The sequence below is a fragment of the Levilactobacillus sp. genome, assembly GCF_022646225.1.
Classification (GTDB): domain Bacteria; phylum Bacillota; class Bacilli; order Lactobacillales; family Lactobacillaceae; genus Levilactobacillus; species Levilactobacillus suantsaiihabitans.
On record NZ_JALCJA010000006.1, the window covers coordinates 40,366 to 59,572 of the forward strand.

13 protein-coding genes are annotated in these 19,207 nt (G+C 55.5%); 4 read left to right on the forward strand and 9 right to left on the reverse strand.

Translation table 11 applies throughout. The annotated features are described in order from the left end of the window. Positions 1-62: 62 nt before the first annotated feature. Positions 63-809 carry a peroxide stress protein YaaA gene (yaaA, locus tag LKH74_RS10485; RefSeq protein ID WP_287788935.1) on the forward strand — a complete coding sequence of 249 codons (747 nt, stop codon included), beginning with the start codon at positions 63-65 and terminating at the stop codon, positions 807-809. Positions 810-1,307: 498 nt separating this feature from the next. Here yaaA and LKH74_RS10490 read toward each other — a convergent pair whose 3' ends face one another. Further along, complete coding sequence (locus LKH74_RS10490; RefSeq protein ID WP_287788936.1) at positions 1,308-1,889, reverse strand: TetR/AcrR family transcriptional regulator; 582 nt, start codon at positions 1,887-1,889, stop codon at positions 1,308-1,310. 163 nt (positions 1,890-2,052) lie between these two features. Between LKH74_RS10490 and LKH74_RS10495 the strand changes: the two genes are divergently transcribed. Further along, positions 2,053-4,815, forward strand: a complete 2,763-nt coding sequence (locus tag LKH74_RS10495; protein ID WP_287788938.1) for a YhgE/Pip domain-containing protein — start codon at positions 2,053-2,055, stop codon at positions 4,813-4,815. Between the two features lie 218 nt (positions 4,816-5,033). Beyond that, positions 5,034-5,786 (forward strand): M23 family metallopeptidase, encoded by a 753-nt coding sequence (locus tag LKH74_RS10500; protein ID WP_287788940.1) that lies wholly within the window; start codon positions 5,034-5,036, stop codon positions 5,784-5,786. A gap of 162 nt (positions 5,787-5,948) precedes the next feature. On the opposite strand, the gene pyrE is transcribed toward LKH74_RS10500, so the two are convergent. Together pyrE and pyrF are read right to left on the reverse strand one after the other, a co-directional pair. Further along, a complete protein-coding gene (gene pyrE, locus LKH74_RS10505; RefSeq protein ID WP_167850180.1) occupies positions 5,949-6,584 on the reverse strand; it encodes an orotate phosphoribosyltransferase in 636 nt (211 codons plus the stop codon). Continuing rightward, on the reverse strand, positions 6,581-7,297 hold the full coding sequence (gene pyrF / locus LKH74_RS10510) for an orotidine-5'-phosphate decarboxylase (RefSeq protein WP_287788941.1): 717 nt from the start codon (positions 7,295-7,297) through the stop codon (positions 6,581-6,583). The genes pyrE and pyrF overlap by 4 nt, the downstream gene beginning before the upstream one ends. A gap of 403 nt (positions 7,298-7,700) precedes the next feature. On the opposite strand from pyrF, the gene LKH74_RS10515 reads away from it, so the two are divergent. Beyond that, complete coding sequence (locus LKH74_RS10515; RefSeq protein ID WP_135368315.1) at positions 7,701-8,933, forward strand: MFS transporter; 1,233 nt, start codon at positions 7,701-7,703, stop codon at positions 8,931-8,933. Positions 8,934-8,995: 62 nt separating this feature from the next. Here LKH74_RS10515 and pepI read toward each other — a convergent pair whose 3' ends face one another. The 6 genes from pepI to LKH74_RS10545 form a co-directional block, all read right to left on the reverse strand. Then, positions 8,996-9,880, reverse strand: a complete 885-nt coding sequence (pepI, locus tag LKH74_RS10520) for a proline iminopeptidase (RefSeq protein WP_287788942.1) — start codon at positions 9,878-9,880, stop codon at positions 8,996-8,998. A 1-nt stretch (position 9,881) separates the two neighbouring features. After that, complete coding sequence (locus LKH74_RS10525; RefSeq protein WP_287788943.1) at positions 9,882-10,313, reverse strand: MarR family winged helix-turn-helix transcriptional regulator; 432 nt, start codon at positions 10,311-10,313, stop codon at positions 9,882-9,884. Between the two features lie 352 nt (positions 10,314-10,665). After that, complete coding sequence (locus tag LKH74_RS10530; RefSeq protein WP_287788944.1) at positions 10,666-12,630, reverse strand: elongation factor G; 1,965 nt, start codon at positions 12,628-12,630, stop codon at positions 10,666-10,668. Between the two features lie 21 nt (positions 12,631-12,651). Further along, positions 12,652-14,175: a hypothetical protein gene (locus tag LKH74_RS10535; RefSeq protein WP_287788945.1), complete on the reverse strand. Its 1,524-nt coding sequence runs from the start codon at positions 14,173-14,175 to the stop codon at positions 12,652-12,654. A 218-nt stretch (positions 14,176-14,393) separates the two neighbouring features. Beyond that, entirely contained in the window at positions 14,394-16,280 is a 1,887-nt protein-coding gene (locus LKH74_RS10540; protein WP_287788946.1) for a hypothetical protein, read from the reverse strand. Positions 16,281-16,831: 551 nt separating this feature from the next. After that, complete coding sequence (locus LKH74_RS10545) at positions 16,832-18,772, reverse strand: Ig-like domain-containing protein (RefSeq protein ID WP_287788947.1); 1,941 nt, start codon at positions 18,770-18,772, stop codon at positions 16,832-16,834. Between the last annotated feature and the right edge of the window lie 435 nt (positions 18,773-19,207).

The following is a 19,207-nucleotide window of genomic DNA, read 5'->3' on the forward strand; positions in this document are numbered from 1 at the left end:
GTCTCGAGTAGAACGCGAGGCTGTTTTTATTTACAAATTTATCTTGAAAAGAAGGCCCCCTCGTGAAAATCATCATTGCGCCCGCCAAGAAGATGGTCGTCGATCCCGACACGTTTGGCGTCGACGCGCTCCCCCAATACTTAGCCCAAACGCAACAGCTTCTTGCGGCCCTGCGGCAACTGGATTATCCGGCGGCCAAGGCGTTGTGGCACTGTAGCGACAAGCTGGCGCGGCCCAACTTCGACTGGCTGCAACGGCTCGACTTGACCCACCAGCTCACTCCGGCGTTGCTGGCCTTCTCCGGCATTCAGTACCAGTACATGGCCCCGGACCTGTTCACCGCGCCGGCCTTGGCTTACGTGCGGGCCAATTTACGCATCCTGTCGGGCTTTTACGGCATCTTGCGGCCCTTTGACGGCGTCGTACCCTACCGCTTGGAAATGCAATCTAAGCTCAACGTGGCGGGAACTCGCAGCTTGTACGATTTCTGGGGCGACCGGTTGTATCGTGTGTTGACCCTTAAATCAGAGCCCATCATCAATCTGGCCTCGCAGGAATACGCCAAGGCCATCACGCCTTACCTGCAGCCCGACCAACCACTGATCACCGTGGTCTTTGCCAGTTTGGTGGATGGCAAACTCAAGACCAAGGCCACCCTCGCCAAGATGGCCCGCGGCGAAATGGTCCGCTTTTTGGCCGAACACCAGGCCAGCGACCCGGCGGAGATCCAGGCCTTCGACCACCCCGACTGGGCCTTTGCGCCGGAGCGGTCGACCGCGCGGAAATTGGTGTTTGTTTATCAAAAATGACAATCAAAAAACTCACTAGCCCCCTCCGCCGAGAGTCGCTAGTGAGTTTTACTTTTGCTTTGAAGGCTGAAAGACAAAAATCAGCTGGAACTACTGTTAGCACACGATTTATGGCGTCAAAAATAGTCGTTTACAGCCACATGATGCGAGTGCATGTCAGTAACAGTCGTCTTAACTCCAGATAGTAACTACAGTGGCAACTAGCCTTTAATTAACACAGTGTTACTGATAACCGTCAACCTTGCCGGAGGCAGCCAGGGTGGAGCCAGCTGTGTCGGCGGTGTTGGCTGAGGTCCTTTCTCAGCCTACAGCGCGGGACGACTTGAGAGACTGGCGATTTTTGCCAGGCTTTCAAGCGAACCGGAAGACCGCTCCTCAGGCTGGAGGTGTTCCCCAGAGCAGGCGGAACCCTGGCTGACGCAGGCGCCTGGTTTCACCAATTTAGGTGTCAGAACACCGTCGTTACGGCAATCGACGCGTTAATTTTACTTGCAACCTTCAGTTTTGCTTTGTTAACGCCAACAACCCCTGCATCCCCGACAAATTCAACGCCACCAAGCGTTGGCGAAAGGCCGGCTTGGATAGGTCGATCTGCTTCGTGATGTACAAGCGAAACAGCGTCATTGTGCTGTCGATCAGGAAGTTCACGCCGATTTGGGCATCAGTAGCGCTCAGCTGGTAATCGCGCTGAAAATCCGCGGCCATTCCTTCAGCCACGCGATTTTTAACCCGTCGCGATAGGAAACTATAGTCATCTGACGTCAGGATGAACGTGTAAAAGGCCGGTGCCTCGTCGAAGAACTCCCCCAGCCGTTGCGCCCAGATGCCGGGATGTTCCAACGGTTCGTGGTCGGCTGGCGCTTGGAGCAACAGCGTCAAGAGCTGGTCGGCGATTTCTGTAGTGAAACTTTCCGCCAGGTCATCGATCGAGTCAAAATGTAAGTAAAATGTCTTACGATTGATATTGGCCTCATCGGTCAGCTGCTGGACCGTGATGTCGTGGTACGGATACTGCTGGGCCAGCTTTCTGAAGGCCGCGCGCAGTGCCTGGTTCGTTCGGACAACTCGTCTATCCGTCATCTAATCCCTCCCGTTAAACCCCAGATGTGGCGAAAGTGAGGTTTAATCCTCAAAGTGCCAATATCTGTTGTGGACGCTTGGCCACTCCCTGCGTATGCTTTACCCACAAATGAGGCAGATCCTTTGCCCATAGAATACCACAAGAGTTAGGGGGGCGTCGCCGATGATCCGTGCAGAATGGCGCTATTTGTTAAAACACAAACTATTATTGGTGGTGTTGGTGGTAGTCATGTTGATTCCATCCATCTACGCCGTGACTTTTTTAAAATCCATGTGGGACCCGTACGGCAAGCTCGCAGACTTACCCGTCGCGGTCGTCAACCAAGATCGCCCGGTCACCTATCAGGGAAAGCACCTGACAGCCGGACAAGACCTCACCCACAATTTGACCCACTCCAGCGCGCTACATTTCACCACGACTAGCGCAGCCGCCGCCCACCGCGGTCTCACCAACGGCAAGTACTATATGGTCGTGACGATCCCGCAGAACTTTTCGCACAACGCCACGACGCTGATGGCCAAAGACCCGCACCAAATGGTTCTGCACTACCAAACCAGCGCCGGGCACAACTACACCGCCTCGAAGATGACCGCTTCGGCCGCCCAATCAGCGGCCACGGCCGTCGGCGACCAGGTCACGCGTACCTACGCGCACACCCTATTTACGGACATCAAGCGGTTAGGGAGCGGTCTGAATACGGCCGGTCGCGGCAGTCAAAAGCTCGCTACCGGTAGCCAGCAACTGACGGCGGCCGACCAGAAGATTGCGCGGGGCCTCACGACCCTGGCGACCAGCACCGTGAAATTAACCAACGGTGAGCGCACCATTTCCCAAAAGCTCAGCCAATACGTCAACGGCGTTCAGCAAGCGCAAACCGGTAGCCAGCAGCTGACCACCGGATTGGACCGCCTGCTGAGTCAGTCGCACCAACTTATCGCCGGTCTCAATCAACTGGCCACCGGCAGTCACCAGCTCGCCAGTGGCGTGAGTGCCTATACGGCCGGCGCTGGTCAGCTCAACACCGCCGCGACCCGGTTGTCCAGTGGCAGCCAAACCGTTGACACTAGTACCCACCGCTACGTCAACGGCGTCACCAGTGCTAATGAAGGCGCCCAACAGCTCGCGACCCAGTTGACCACCTTACATGCCGGCACCCAACAACTCACTAGTGGCGTGAACCAACTGGCCACGGGTAGTCAAACGCTCACCCAAAACTTCGGCAAGCTCACGACTGGCAGTGCCGCTTTAACCCAAGGCCTCCAAAAGCTCCAGGCCGGCGTGAAAACGTCGCAGGCCCAACAGGCAACGATGAAACAGGCCGCTAGTCAGCTGGCCACCAGCACCGCCAGCACCCAGGCGCTCAAGCAAGACGCGACCAGCCTGCAGACGGCATTGACGGCCCTGGCCAGCGCCGATGACACCACCAAGCTGCAAAGCAAGGTCGCCGCGGCCGCCGACGCCCAAGACCTGACCGCCAGTCAAAAGGCCGCCATGTTAAAGGCCGTTAGCGCCACCACGACTACCAGCACCCTCACGGCCGTCCAAACCGCCGCCAAGCACCTTAACAGCGACCTCAGCGCGCTGACGACCGGGGCCAATGCCGCCAAAACGCTACAGACCGGGTTGACCCAAGCCGCTAGCGCCCAAACGCAACTGGGACAAGGGCTAACGACCCTCACCACCAATGCTCAAAGCCTGACCAGTGGGCTGAAACAGACCAATCAGGCGTTAACCACCCTGACCACAGGCCTGCACACGCTAAACACTCAAGCCCCCGCCCTCAATACTGGCGCCGGACAACTGGCTACCGGCGCCACCACCCTGGTCAACGGCACGCAACGGCTAGCCACGAGCGGGACCCAATTGACCGCTGGGACCGGCCAGTTGGCCGCCAGGAGCACGCAACTCGCCGCGGGAGCGCACCAATTGACCGCCAAGAGCACCGCGCTGAATACCGGGGCGACCACCTTAGCCAATGGCCTGGCCACGCTGAATGAACGGGCGCCGCAGCTGACCCAGGGTGTCGGTCAATTGGCCACTGGGGCCACCACACTCAATGCCGGACTGACGACTCTGGCCACGACGGGTCCGCAACTCACGGCGGCCACGCAAAGTGCCACATCCGGGAGCACACAGGTCACGAGTGGCGCTTCGCAATTGGCTACCGGAGCCCATCAGGCCGCCAATGGGGCCACGACCGTACAAGCTGGCAACGCCCACCTCGCACAATCCTTGAATCAAGCCGGGCACCAGGCGGCCGTCCACCCGTCCCAGCTGACCTACCGGCAATTTGCCAAACCCGCGACTACCAGTCACACTGATCACGATGACGCCCCGGACAACGGCACGGGGATGGCCCCGTACATGATGTCCGTGTCCCTCTTCGTGGGTGCGCTGGCGTTTAACCTGATGTTTGATATGTACACGCCCCGCAAGTATCCGCGCAGTGGCTGGCGGTGGTGGCTGGGCAAGGCGTCCATCATGTGCGCCTTCGTCTTGGGCGAAGCCCTGTTCATGACCGGCCTTTTGGCGGCCATCGACGGACTGGCGCCGATCCACCCGTGGGCAACCTTCCTGACACTGCTGATGACTGGCGGCGCCTTCATGAGCATCGTCTACTGGCTCAACCTCGTGCTCGGCAAGCCCGGCGCCTTCTTCAGTATGGTGCTCTTGGTGCTCCAGCTTGGCGGCTCTGCCGGAACTTACCCGCTGCAAATGACCAACGGCTTCTTCCAGGCCCTACACCCGTGGCTGCCAATGAGCTACTCGGTGGCCGGGCTGCGTGAAACGCTGATGATCGGCAATTCCGCCTTGCCAGAAATCGCCGTCCTCGGAGGCATCGTGGCCGCCTTCTCCTTACTCAGCGTGCTCTTCTACGCGCGCCGGCACGGCCACTTGTCGGCAATGGATGTGGAAGAAATCTAGCCGAATTTAAACGTTTAAAGCCACGCCGGAGAAATTTTTTCTTCGGCGTGGCTTTTTTGTCAGAAACCGCCGCAAGCGCCGGTATCACAGCATTTGGCCCACAACTTTTTTGGATGAATTGCGCCCGTCGCGGGAAAAATTCACAATTTCTTAACACTTAGTCGGCTAATCACTGGTACAATCTTTCTTATCACTGTTAAAAGGTAGGTTCCAAAACAATGTCGACGCTACACCAACTCCCCCACTTAAATCATCGGCTCAATCGCCACTTGCTCCTGAGCACGGCCGCACTGGTCGTCTTGGGCGCAGTCCTGCTGCTGGCATCTTGGACCACCAAGACGACGGCCAAGGCAGAGACCTTAACCATCGCCAACACGCCCACCGATCTGGCCACGGACCAGCCCAAGCGCGTTTATCAATACTTCCACGTGGAAAAAAACACTCCCGCCAAGCCAAAATTAACCAGCTTGGCAACGGCCCAACAACCCGCGACGCAATCCGAGTCCACCACCGAATGGGGCTGGCCCTACACCGGTGGCCGCTACGTGACGTCAACCTTTGGCAAACGTGACCTGGCAGATTCTCCTTGGCACGACGGCGTTGACTTCAACGCGGGCGTTGGCAGCAAGATTCACGCCATCCACGCCGGCAAGGTCATCTTCGTGGGCAATCCCATGAAGCGGGGCGTGACCGACGCCTATCCGCTGGGCCTGGGCAAGGACGTCGTGGTCACCAAGACCGCCGCGGGCGACGAAATCATCTACCAGGAATTTGCGATGGGCAAACAGACTCACACCGTCCACGTGGGCGATACCGTCAAGACCGGCCAAGTCATCGCAACGCAGGCCAGTGGTCATTTGCATTTGGGCATCACCAACCACAAGAGTTGGGTCAGCGCCCAAAACGATTGGCAAAATCCAGCGGCACACTCCTGGCAAGATCCGTTGAAACTGCTGAAAACGGCGGCGTAAATACAACGATTTTTGAACAATTAATCATGAAAAAAGAGTTGATTTGGTCATTGGACCGAGTCTACTCTTTTGGTATCTGCTATTAAATTTGCAATAATGCCTTTCCTCACCGAACCGCTTTGTCGAGCAGGTGACCGTCATTATCTTGTTCCACGTGAAACACTACCGCCGCGGCCAGTGCCACGGATCTGCCCGCCACTGTTGTAAGGAGGCAAACTCTGCCGCGGACATGTCGCCTTCGGCTCGCGCTACCGCAATTAGAGTGCTGTAGGTGGTCAGCGGCGTCAAGGTCAGGCCAGCTTGGCGAAAGTTGACGACGCTGTCGGGCAGTTCGTACGAAAAGATGGCGACGACGCCCAATACGGTGGCCCCCGCCGCCTGAACGGCCTGGGCGGCGGCTAACACACTGCCGCCAGTCGAAATGAGGTCATCGATCAAGACCACCTGATCTGCCGCTGATAATTGGCCCTCAATCTGCTTGCCCTGCCCGTGGTCCTTGGGTTTGGCCCGGACGTAATTCATGGGGAGGTCCAGCCGGTCGGCGACCAGCGCCGCGTGCGGAATTCCCGCGGTGGCGACCCCGCCAATCACGGTTGCACTGGGATAGTGGTCTTCAATCAGTGCGGCTAACCCGTCGGCAATGGCCGCTCGTACGCGCGGATAGGCAATCGTTTGCCGATTGTCCGTGTAAATGGGCGCCTGCATGCCACTCGCCCACAAGAAGGGGTCCTGGGGTGCCAGACTGACCGCGCCAATGTGCAAGAGGTCCGCTGCAATTTTATCCGTAATCGTCATCATTTTCCTGCCTCCCATTCTGCTATTACCTGATGATACGCCGCAACCGCATCGGCGGCTTGCGTGATCGACCGCCCGACAACGATGCCATCGCTCCCTAGACGTGCGGCCTGGGCGGGCGTAACGACCCGTTGCTGGTCATCGGCCGCATCCGTGGCCAGCCGGATCCCCGGATTGATACATAGAAATTCCGGAGCGGTCGCCGCATGAATCACCGGATCCTCTAAAGCTGAGGCAATGACGCCGTCCGCACCGTTGGCCTGGGCCAGCTGGGCCAAATGCCGCACACTCGTGGGGAGGTCGGCAGCGACCAATTGTTCGGCTTGCATCTGCGCTTCCGTCGTCGAGGTCAGTTGGGTAATGGCCAGTAGCTTTGCCGGCGCCACCCCTGCCTCTTGGCTCCCCTGATTCAATCCGCGACGGGCCGCCGCAATCATCGCCGCGCCCCCGGCCGCATGGATGGTCACCATCGCGACGCCTTGCCGCCCCAGTTGGCGCATAGCCCGCTCGACGGTGTGGGGAATATCATACAACTTCAGGTCTAAGAAAATCTGGAGTCCCCGTTGCCGTAATGTTCGTAAAATGCTGGGACCGGTCGCGTAAAAGAGTTCCATCCCCACCTTGACCATTGGCTGGTCCGTAGCGGGAAATTGCGCTAAAAAGTCGGTGACGACCTGTTGATTTTCGAAGTCTAAAGCCACAATTACTGGGCGCATGTGAAGGGTCCTTTCTCTAAAAAAAATCCGGCTAGCGCCTGTGGTGGGCTAGCCGGATTTCGCCCGCAAATCGGTCTACTGCGGGTTTTACCGTCCAACTTTTTAGTCTCACAGGGCTAAGTTAAAGGTTTAGTTGCTATTGAGTTTAGCGAAAATCCAGGTCCGCGTCAACCTCAAGTTTCAGGTTAGACGATTTACCTAGAAAAATAAAGGCACACCGTCTTTGTTCGCCAAAATAGTTAATTTTCCTAATGATTGACAAATCTAAGAACCCGTATAATTAATTTAATATCCGGATTAACGGTTGCTTTTCACTGACGTCCATGGCATAATATGCCCAACGTCCGGTTTGCCGGCAAAAATAACGAATGTCCGTGAACATTCATTTTGGAGGAACTGAATAATGGAAACCACCACGCAAGACCACGCGCTTAACACGCACCAGAAATGGACGATTGCTTCGACTTCGGCGGGATTCGCCCTGGAGAATATGGACGTCATGTTCTTATCATTCGCCCTCTCCTCAATCATCGCCGATCTGCACATCAGCGGAGCCCAGGCCGGTCTGATCTCATCGATCACCAACCTGGGGATGCTCGTGGGGGGCGTTTTGTTTGGCATCTTGGCCGACCGCTTCGGCCGCGTCCGCACCTTCTCGCACACCATCTTCATTTTCGCCTTCGCAACGGCGGCCATGGGGTTCGCCAGCAATATCACCTGGATCTACGTCTTCCGGTTTCTGGCTGGCGTCGGCGCCGGTGGGGAATACGGCGTGGGCATCACGCTGATTGCTGAAAGCTTCTCGCGTGACAAGATTGGCAAAATGACCTCGGTGGCCGCGATTGGCGGTCAAATTGGCGCCATCCTGGCCGCCGTGGCTGCAGCATTTATCATCCCCGCGCTGGGCTGGAAAGCCCTGTTCGTCTTGGGCCTGGTCCCAGTGGCTCTGACCTACTTCATCCGGCGGCACCTGCACGAAAGCGATGAATTCTTGGCCGCCAAGCAAGCACCCCGCGACCAACAAAAGCCGGTCCAGATTCGTGCCCTGTTCAAGACGCCCAAGCTGGCCTACCAAACGGTGGCACTGATGATCATGGTCATCGTTCAAATCGCCGGTTACTTTGGGCTGATGAACTGGTTGCCAGCCATCATGCAACAAAAACTGGGCCTGACGGTTTCCGGGTCCTCGGTCTGGATGATTGCGACGATCGTCGGCATGAGCATTGGCATGATGACCTTTGGGAGCATCCTGGATTACTTCGGGCCGCGACGCGCATTTGGCATCTTCCTGATTGCCTCGGCCATCGCCGTCTTCAGTATCACTCTGGCCTTCAACCAACTGACTTTAGTACTGGCCGGCGCCATCATCGGTTTCTTCTCTAACGGGATGTTCGGCGGATACGGCGCGGTCATCAGCCGCCTCTACCCGACCGAGATTCGCTCAACGGCCAACAACGTGATTGTCAATGTTGGGCGGGCCATCGGCGGATTCTCCTCCGTGGCCATCGGTTTTTTGATGGACCACTACACGCTGACCGTGGTCATGGGCTTCCTGTCCGTACTCTACATCATCAGCTTCACGGTCATGCTCACGATTCCCAGCCTTCGTAAAATGGGCGTTGTCAACGAAGATTAAGTAAACACAAAACTGGCCCCCGATGCCGTCGTTTGGACGGTGCCGGGGGCCTTTTCCTTTGCCTAATCTTGTGCCGCCAACCACGCCGTTAAGCGTGCGAAATACGCCGGTGTCTCGTCGATAAACGCCATGTGACGACTGTGGGCAAACAACGTCCAGGTCGCGTGGGGCAAGGCATCGACCATGGTCTTGGCGACTAGCGGTGTGCATAGGTCATTGGTGCCGCTGGTCACCAACGTGGGCGTCGTCACCCGCGCTAATTTGGCCGTGTAATCATAGTCGCTGAGCGTGCCCGTGGGAACGTACTCGTTGGGCCCCCACGCCACGTTGTACGCGGCCGTACCTGCCCGCTTGGGGCGGCGCAAGAATTCGGGCGAATCCGCTGTGATTGGTCCCGCCGCGTGCGCCAGCATGTAGCGCTCATTGGCTGCCAGGTAGGCCGGCGCGGTAAAATCGCCGCTGGCTTCGGCCTGGGCGATAGCGGTTTGGTCGGCCGGCGCCATGAATTTGATCAGCCGGTGCTGTTCTTGCCGCCACAGGGCCGCCGACGATAGTGTGCTGGCTAGAATCAGGCTCTGAATGCCGGCCGGGTGGTGGTCACACAGGTAAATGATGGCCAGCATGCCACCCCAGGATTGCCCCAGTAAATGCACGCGTTTTAGCCCCAAATAGTGACGCAACGCCGTTAGTTCCGCCACCCAGGTGTCTGCGCGCCACAGGCTGGCGTCGTCGGGCATACTCGAGCGACCACAACCCAACTGATCATACATGACGACCGGTCGCCCCGTTTGTGCCGCCAGTTGGTCGAACACTTCAAAATAGTTGTGGGTCGACCCCGGTCCGCCGTGTAACAGGAGTAAGGGCGTTGGTCCAGCCGTCAAATCCCCGACGACCCGGTAATACGTTTGGTACTGGCGAAACGGCATGAATCCGTCGTGAACTTGCATACTACCCCTCCAATCCGCGCTGGGCCGCCGTTAGCAGCGCCAACAACTCACGCTGCTGAATGGTGTTCAGTTCCACGGTCAACTGCTGGTAAACGTCGGCGCGCGCCCGTTCAAAGGCGGCGACGACCCGTTGACCACTCACGGTCAAATACAATTGCTTGTTGCGGGTATTGTCGGTGGACACCCGCCGCACGATGTATCCCGCCGTCTCCAATTTCTTTAAAAAGGCCGAGACCGTAGCCGCCCGCCGCTGCAAAACGTCCACGATATCGCGTTGAATCAGCCCCGGGCGCTCATCGATCAGCTGTAACACGACTGCCTGCTGCGGCGTTACTGCCGCGTCATCGGCCAATGTGGCCGCAATTTGCCGCTGTTCGGCGAGAAAAATCTCCCGAATCCGCGTGCTGATGGCCTGACTATCTTCCGTTGCCATTGAAATCACCTCGCCCTTAGTTTACCAGAGAGTTCGGCAGGAATACAGTTAGACGGACTAACTGAATCGACGGCTGATGAAGTTTGGCGTAGCTTAACTAACTGTTAGATAAACTAACTATGCAAAAGACGTTTGGGAGCAGATAGAATCCTTCCTCATCACGCGCGATACGCGTCGCTGCTTTTTCCAGGTGTCACCTAGTCGACCCCACGCCATGACAGTGTTCCACGCTCATCCGTAAAAAAATTAAAAACTAGGTAAGCATCCCGCATTACTGCGGATTCTCGCCTAGTTTCACGCCATCTTACTGTAGTCATTTATTTGCGTTGTCTGGCCACCAGCTGGTCCACGCTCATTGATCCAACGCCCGCAACGCCGCGGGTGAATAGGCATAATCGACGTGCGCCATGGCCGGCACCTCGTCCCATGGCACGGGATAGCCGGCACCATGCGCACAGAACACGGAATCCGGCGTGTTTGGTAGATCCGCCACGGGGGCGTAGTCCTGTTCGGCCACAATGTCATCCTGATTGTGACACGGCCGGTAACCGTCGACCAGACATTCCAGTTGGCCCTTGCCGTGGGTGTAAGCCTGCACCGCTTGGGCGTAGGCTTGCATCTCAGCGACCGGCGCCGTCCCCGTCAAGACGACCATGCCAGCCGTGCTGGTTGTGCCATCGGGCGTGTCAAATTGCCCGTGCATCCGCTGGATATCGTTCATGGCCCGGCCAACCTGGTCTTGGCCAATTTCCAAGCGGAACTGATACCACGGTTCCAGCAGCTGACAGGCTTGTTTGGCCCGTAACATCATCAGGCCTTGCCGGACCGCTCGCCAAGTGGCCTCGCGAAAGTCGCCGCCGACCGAGTGAACGATGCTGGCGCGCCCGGTGACCAGCGTGATCTTCACGTCGGTCAGAGGTGCCCCGACCAAAACGCCCAGCTGTTCCTTAGCACGCAGATTGGTGAGGACTTGGTGTTGCCAATTTTTCCCCAAGATCTCTAACGAGCAGTCGGCGGCAAACGTCAGCCCGCTGCCCCGCGGCGTGGGTTCCAGTAGTAAATGGACCTCCGCGTAGTGCCGCAGCGGTTCGAAATGCCCAACGCCCTCCACCGGCTGGGCGATGGTCTCCTTGTAAAGGATGCTCCCGGCGCCAAAGCCAATCGTCAGGTTGAACCGGTCGCGCAACAGCTGTTGTAAGATCTCCAGTTGTACGCTGCCCATGATCTGGACGCGAATCTCCTGGAGTTGTTGGGACCAGGTCACGTGCAGCTGCGGATCTTCATCTTCGAGTTCCTGCAGGACCGTCAAACAGTGATGCAGGTCGTTGTCACCGGGATCCACCGTGTAGGTCAAGACCGGTTGGATCTCCGGCGTACGTCCCGCGGCCTGTTGGCCTAAGCCTTGTCCCGGATGGGTAGCCGTCAGGTTCGGAATGGCACAGACCTCACCGGCCACGACTTGCGGCTGAATCGTGAACTTGGATCCATTGTACACCCGCAACTGATTGACCTTTTGCTCGCCCAAAATGACGTCCTTATTGGCCAGGACACCCCCGGTCAGACGAATCCAAGTCAGGCGTTCGTCCTGATCGTGAGAGATCTTAAAGACCTTGGCACCAAATTCGGCGGGATAGCGCTTTTCTTGGGTCCATTTGGACAATCCAGACAAAAAGCCATCAACACCGTCTAATTTCAAGGCTGCCCCAAAGAAGCACGGAAAGACCTGACGGCGCTGAATCAATTCCCGAACCGTGTCGTCAGCCAACTCCCCGGCATCCAGGTAAGCGGCCAACACGTCATCGTCTTGCATGGCCACGTTTTCCGTGGCGTCCGCAGACAAGTTGGGCCTGTCAAAGGCGATACAGCCAGGTGAAAAGGTTGCCTGTAGCTGGGCCAACACGCGATCCTGGTCGGCCGTCACGGCATCCATTTTATTCACGAAGATGACCGTGGGCACCTGGTAGTGGTCGAGCAAGCGCCACAGCGTGCGGGTGTAGCCCTGAATACCATCGGTGGCCGAGACCACCAAAATGGCATAGTCCAAGACGCTGAGAACCTGTTCCGTTTGCGAGGCAAAGTCCACGTGGCCCGGGGTGTCCAGCAAGGTCAACTGCAGGTCATCATAAGTCAGGCTGGCCTGATGGGAGAAGATGGTGATGCCGCGTTGTTTTTCTAAGTCGTCGGGGTCCAAGAAGGCATCCCCGTTGTCGACGCGTCCCAGTTGCCGCACCGCGCCGGATTGGTACAATAACGCCTCCGATAGCGTGGTCTTGCCGGCATCTACGTGGGCAACGATTCCCGCTACGATGTGTTTCATGATTGGTTGATTCCTCCAAACTTACTGACGTTTCTTCTTGCGCGCTGCCTTCATCGAAATAACATTGCCCTGCTGGTGGTTGGCTGGGTGGAGGACCGCGATAATGCGTTTGCCCTCTTCGGCAGGGAGATAGTGATCATCGACCAGCATGTGTATTAACGCCGTCAACAAGGCCAGCAACTGCTGCGGCTCAAGGCCAGCTTGCCGAATCCACTGCGCAAAGTCCTCCCAAATAACTGGCGGACACTCGTCCAGCATGACCAGCTGTTGGCTGTACAACATATCAGCGAGTTGCGTCAAAGCATCCATTACCTTAAACGCCAGCTGCCACGACTCCCCTTCTAACGGGTACCGGTCCCGTAACAGCCATAACCGCAGGCCGAAGAGCAGACTCAACTTGTGCGCATCCTGGGCATCTGCTTGGTGCCAATGACGGTCACCCACCTTGGTGACGTGCATCCTGGTTAAGTAGTCTGCTTGCGGATCCGGGTCAAATTTAACCGCAACCGCAAGCAACCGATCGTCATCATCTAGCAGGGCTTGAAATTCTGCGGCCGTTAGATCCCTTCCGTCCGGCAGACGTGCTCCCCCTTCGTAGGCGCTGTTCAGCCCCCCTTGGGCATTGACCTGGTCCATGAACGCTTGGATTGCGGCTTCATCGGTCGTATCGACACCTTCCGTCCGCATTTGGATGATTGCTTGTTTGGCCGGGCCAAAATTGTTGGGATCCTGGGCCTGGGCAACGGCTTTAGGCGCAATCGCGTTCAAGTAACGCTGATAATTTTCGGCTTTCTTGGCATTCAACCAGCCCTGCTCAGCCGCAAAGCGCATGACGTGGCCGATGACTGGAATAACGGCGCCCAGCTCAGCTGCGGTCAAGTCTAGGTTCGAGACAAAATAACCACACAAGATGCTAGACAAGACCTTCTTCGTCCAGCTCTTGGGCGTCTTGCGATACGTGTCGTAGGCCTGTTCACTTAACTGTTCAACGGCTAATTCTAACGTATCTTGGGTGAGATCCGCGTTACGGTCTCGTCGCCAACCTGGACTTCTCACATAAGCCGCGACCCATTTGGCCGTATACCGCTGAATGCTATCAGCCCTGTATGCACGCCACTCTGGCAGATCCGGATCACTCACGTCACGGGTGGGCACGGGCGCTGGGTCGTCGTTTTCTAACTGGCCTGCGGACAACTGATGCCCCTTTTCAAACTGGTCCAGCGACTCGGTTAAGTCCTGTTCCTGAATCTTGGTGGTACCAGTCCCAACTAGATACTGTAGGAAACTCTTAATCACAGCATAACTAAAATACAAAAAGTCATCAGCGTTAGGCATGTCCGGCTGAGTAGCGTCCGCCGCGAACTGCTTTAAAGCCAGTAACACAGTATGGGTCGTCCACTCATGAAAATCTTTGTTACTACTGCTAATCTCTGACAGGTAGAATACCAACGTTTGCATGACCAACTCGTCGGGAAAAGCGCTAAAGTCACGATACGCGGCCGAGGCCTGAAAATCAGACAGCAGCTTTTTTTCTTCACTTGTCACTAGTAACACCTCTTTTTTCGATATGCGATGAGTCAATTTTACCGTACCCCCGCGCAGAATGCACCTAGTGACTGCGCATCGTGGTTGAAAAACGCCAATGGACCGAAACGGTTGGAAACATAAAAGGGGAGACAACAGACAGCGAACATTTAAAATTGGTGTACAAAAAGAGCTTGGGCGGCTTTAAACCCAAACTCTTTGGAAAGTCACTGATTCATTTAAGGGGCTGAGGTAATCGTCCAGTCCAGTGTGGACGTGTAGTTGCCTGGGTAGATGGCTTGGCTGGCGAGATCTAATTCTAATTTCTGACCTGAATTAGCTCCCAGAGAGCCCACTTTTATCCCGTTACCACTATTCAGTACAGCTTGGTTGGTATCCGTCAACTGCCTGACTAGCTTGCCGTTGACAAAGCTAAGCGTCGCATCCAATGTATGCGTCCCTTCTGAATTGGTAAATGGCGTTGCTTGCCGCAATGTAATGGTTGCTCCGCCCTTCGTTCGGCGATCATCTGTTACGTCAAGCAGGTTTCCGCCACCTTCAACTTGACCCTCAATCTCCTGATTGATATTGGCGTATGACAATGTGCCAAAGGTAACTTCCCCGGCCGCCGTTGCCTTAAGTTGGCCATCCGTTTCGTTAATTGTTAAGTCTGGTCCCTGATAAGTATCAATTGGCGTACCGCTCGCCTCATCCGTCTGATACCCTTGAAGTTGGACAGTGGTTTTCGTCAAGACATTGCCCGGTTCAATTGATTGAAAATCAACCTCGTACGTATGCGTCTGCACACTGCTAAAATCAGTAGGCGAAGCCACAACCAGATACATTTTTCCGTCCACCGATGTTGGGGCATAAACCTCGTTCTTACCGTCGATAATGACATGGGTATTTTGCACGTTATCCGGTAACATAATCAAAAACGTCCCAGACTTTAGCTTAGAATCCACATTTTTATCTTGAATCGTCCCCGTGATTTTTACGTTATCTCCAGACACAACGTTATTTAGCGTCGTATCCGTATTGCCTGTATTATCAGTCTCGTCAGTCATCTGACTGGTGATTGTGACATTGGGTGTATGATCAACAATTACGTTAAGTGCGGCCTTATTGGTCGTCACCGTCTCTGATCCATCACTGTTCTTTATCGTCAAAACGGCGTAGTATTTCGATCCATCATCCCCGGCAACGGTCGCCGGCGTTGTGTAGGACAAACTGTTACCGGTCGAAACCGTCTTATCAGTACCGCTAGCACTCACCTTGTGCCACACAACTGAGGATGGGGCTTGGCCAAAGTTCCCTTGAACTGAGAATTTAGCCGTTCCACCGCTCTTGACCGTTTGACTGTCCAGTCCACCACCAATCTTGATGGTGACCGTCCCCGACTGTGTCGACCCATCACTATTCTTGATGGACCCCGTAATTGTAACATTGCCAGACTGTCCATTCGTGTTAGCCGTAACCAAGCCCGTTTTGGCATCAACGGTGGCTAAGCTCGTGTCACTACTCGTCCAAGTAATGTCCCCCGTCGCATCAGCTGGCGTCGGACTGCCATGAACATAGGTAGTGGTAGCATTACTCTGATTATTATATAGATAGTCATCATCAGTTGAGACGTTCAACGCTGTGGCCTTAATGGCTGAAGCCACCGTAGTAACTGCGGCAACTTGGGAGTAATAATCTGGTGGCAAAACTATCGTAAGCGGATTATATTGTTCATCTAATTGATAATAAACTTTTCCCGCACTCTGAGGCGTAACTGCCAGCGAAAAGTCCGTTGCCCCACTCACTTTCGTCCAAGTTACCCCTTCATCAGTGGATTGATACCACTGCCGCGAATCGGCATGAACTAGCAGCGGTTTAAAGAACATATTACGCCCAAAACTAGTAACTAACGTTTTCGTATGCCCGACGTAGGTATATTGATCCTGCGGTTGAAGCGTATACCCTGAACTAAGATAAAATCCTGCAGCATCAACGATATCCGCACTGGGCTTATGCATCTCTACCACAGCTTCGGCACGCACCGGCTTTACCAAACTACCCAATAAAAACGCCAGCACCAACGTCAACAGCCCCACGAGTAGTCGACCCAATTTCTTACCCGTCATAATGTCTTCTCCCCTTTTAAAAGGTCTGAACGACTGCTGATCCACTACGCAATGGCAGTCGATCAGCGGTCTACTTATCTAATCGTCCACGACCGAGCTAACCCAATCAGTTCTCAGCCGCGTGACTGTAGTCTCTCATCCGCAACCGCAAGATTAGGGCACACCGGTAAATAGCCTGGCTATAATCGTTGTTTACTGATCATTGAGACTAATCAATTGGCTACGAAATGATTCGTGACACGCCCCCCAGTCGCGGGCACCGTGTCCTACCGTAAAGTCGACAATCAATCCGTCACTAACACTGTTACAGATTAACCACCCTGGTCATCTTTATTATAGTTTCTATTTTGGAGGAATACCATTTTAAACATAAATTATTTTAACTATCGAACTATAAGGTAGGTGTTATCCGTTGACCCCTCGAAAAAAGAGCCTGGGGACTGCATCTCCCCAAGCTCTTGACCGTCTATTCTAAATAACCAAAACGTGCACCAACAGGGGCTACTCCCAGCCGCCTTTTAGCCCACGCTCCTATGTTTCACATGAAACACTTATCCCTGCGGCCCGGAAATAAAGGTCCACTGGATGGTCGATGTATAGTGGCCCAGCTGACTCGCCAGCGCGTTCAAGTGAAAGTCCAGCCGTTGTCCTTGGCTCGGGCCAATCGCGGGCACCGACTGGTTAGCCGCAATCTCGGCTACGGGTTGTGGGTCCGCCGTTATCGGCAACCGCCTGCCCTGTCCGTTGTCAAAATTCAACGTGGCTGGCAGTTCTTGGGTGCCATTTTGAAATGGCGTGACCTGCTGGAGGCCCACCTGTGTGGCGGCCTTTTCCCGCCGATAATCGGTGACGTCTAGCAGATCCGTTTGCCCCTGAGCCGGAACGTCTTGCCCCAATTCAGCCGGTCCCACCGTCCCGAAGTTGACTGGGTTGGCGGTGGCGTGCAGGTTGCCATCGGTGAAGTTTATCGTGAGCGGATCACCTTGGTAGGTCCCCAACTGCTGATTTTTACTGTCATAGCTAATCAACTGAACCCGCGTCGAATAGCGTCTTAGCGCGCTTTGCTGCGAGGTCAGCGTGACACGAAATGACTTGGGAAATACCCAGTCGAGCTGGACGCCACTCACAATCAACTGCTTACTCAAACCATCCGGCGCCACCTTAACGTAATATTGTGCTTCCGCGTCATCGACGGTAAAATTCGTGACCTGGGCACTCCCCGGAATCGAAATGATCAAGTCACCATCTGCCATGGCCGTGTCCCCATTGGCATCCTGAAGTGTGCCGCTGATGGTAAAGTGATCACCGGTGATGACGTTGCTGAGCTGCTGGTCGGTGTCTCCCGTACTATCCGTCAAATTTTTAACCTTACTGGTAATACGGACGTCGGGCGTCGTATCGGGCTGGACCGTTAACGTGGCCTGGCGGGTCGTGACGGTCTGCGTCTGGGGCTTTTCTTGTTCATCATACATCGTGTAGGTTGCCGTCGCGTAATACTTGGCCTGATCATCAGCCTTCGTGGTGGCGGGGGTCGTGTACGTTAATCCTGCAGCGCCTTTGATTGTCGCCACCTTAGTCGCCTGACTACTCCCTGACGCCAGACGGTACCAGGCCACCTGGTCAGGCGCCTGCTGGTCACCACCGAGCACGTGGAACGTGGCTGTCTGGCCTTCCGCAGCGCTCTGGTCCATCAGGCCACCACCAATGTCGATGGTCGTGTGGTCCGTGATCGTCGACTGATCATGGTTGGTCAACGTCCCGGTAATGGTGACGCTACCGGCCTTCTCTGCAGTGTTGGCGGTCACCTTCCCGGTATGGGCATCCACCGTGGCCAATGTCGGGTCACTACTGGTCCAGGTCAGCTCGCCGGTCGCGTTTGCCGGCTCTGGCGTGGCGTGCACATAGGTCGTCGCCGCCACCTTCTTGCCGTCAAACACTTGGTTGTTATACAAATAGTGATTGTCGCTGGTCACCGTTAGCTTGGTCGCGTCCACCGGGGTCGGTAACGTTTCGACCGTCGCTACCCGTGAAAAATAGGTTGCCGTAACAAATGGAATTGGCACGATTGTATAGTACTGAAAAGACTGCTGATAGTAGGTGGTGCCCACCTTGTCAGTAGGCAGCGTCAAGTCGCTCTGCTGGCCCTTGTTCACCTTTGACCAGCTCTGACCGGCATCAGTCGACTGGTACCATTGAAAATGGTCGCTGGCGGTCAACCCGGTGACAATCGCCCACATGGAATGCGCCGTGTCTGTCGTCAAAATCTGCTTGCCCGGCGCATTGAGGTAGGTGTAACGATCTTCGGGTTGGAGACTGAAACCCGTGTTCAGGTAAAATCCAAATACCCCCACAGGCGTCGCACTGGGCCGGCCCTTACCGTTGATTGTGGCCGCCTGAACGGGTAACGGGGCTTGCGGCCACCACAAATACAGCCCCATCACCATTGCCAAAACGCCTAACGCCATGCGCCAACGCCCCATTCTACGCCCCATCTTCGTCTCTTCCTCTCCGTTTATTTGGTTAAGGTCCAATCACATATTTTACCGGATTAGACGTAAACACACTTAATTTATTTAACAGGCAATACTCGCCCACCCTGACCATCCAGGGCCACCCATTCGCCCCCATTATAGTCAGTGGCCCCTGTAAATACCACGATTAATGATAAATATTTTTCATAATGGACTATCAACCGTTTTACCGACAAAAAAGAGTGGGACAAAAGGCGATTAGCCGGCGAGCATTAAGGCTGCTAACCGAATAATCCTGGGTTTGGATTGTTTGGTTAGCAGTTTTAAGCGGAGCCGGCTGCCTTTTGGCGCACGTTTCAGCCATGTAAAGGTAAAGCGAACGAGCCTGAAAGGGTTTCTCCCAGGCCCCGGTGCGTCACTTTTAACTAGCTAAAACGTGCGGCAACGGCTGGCGAG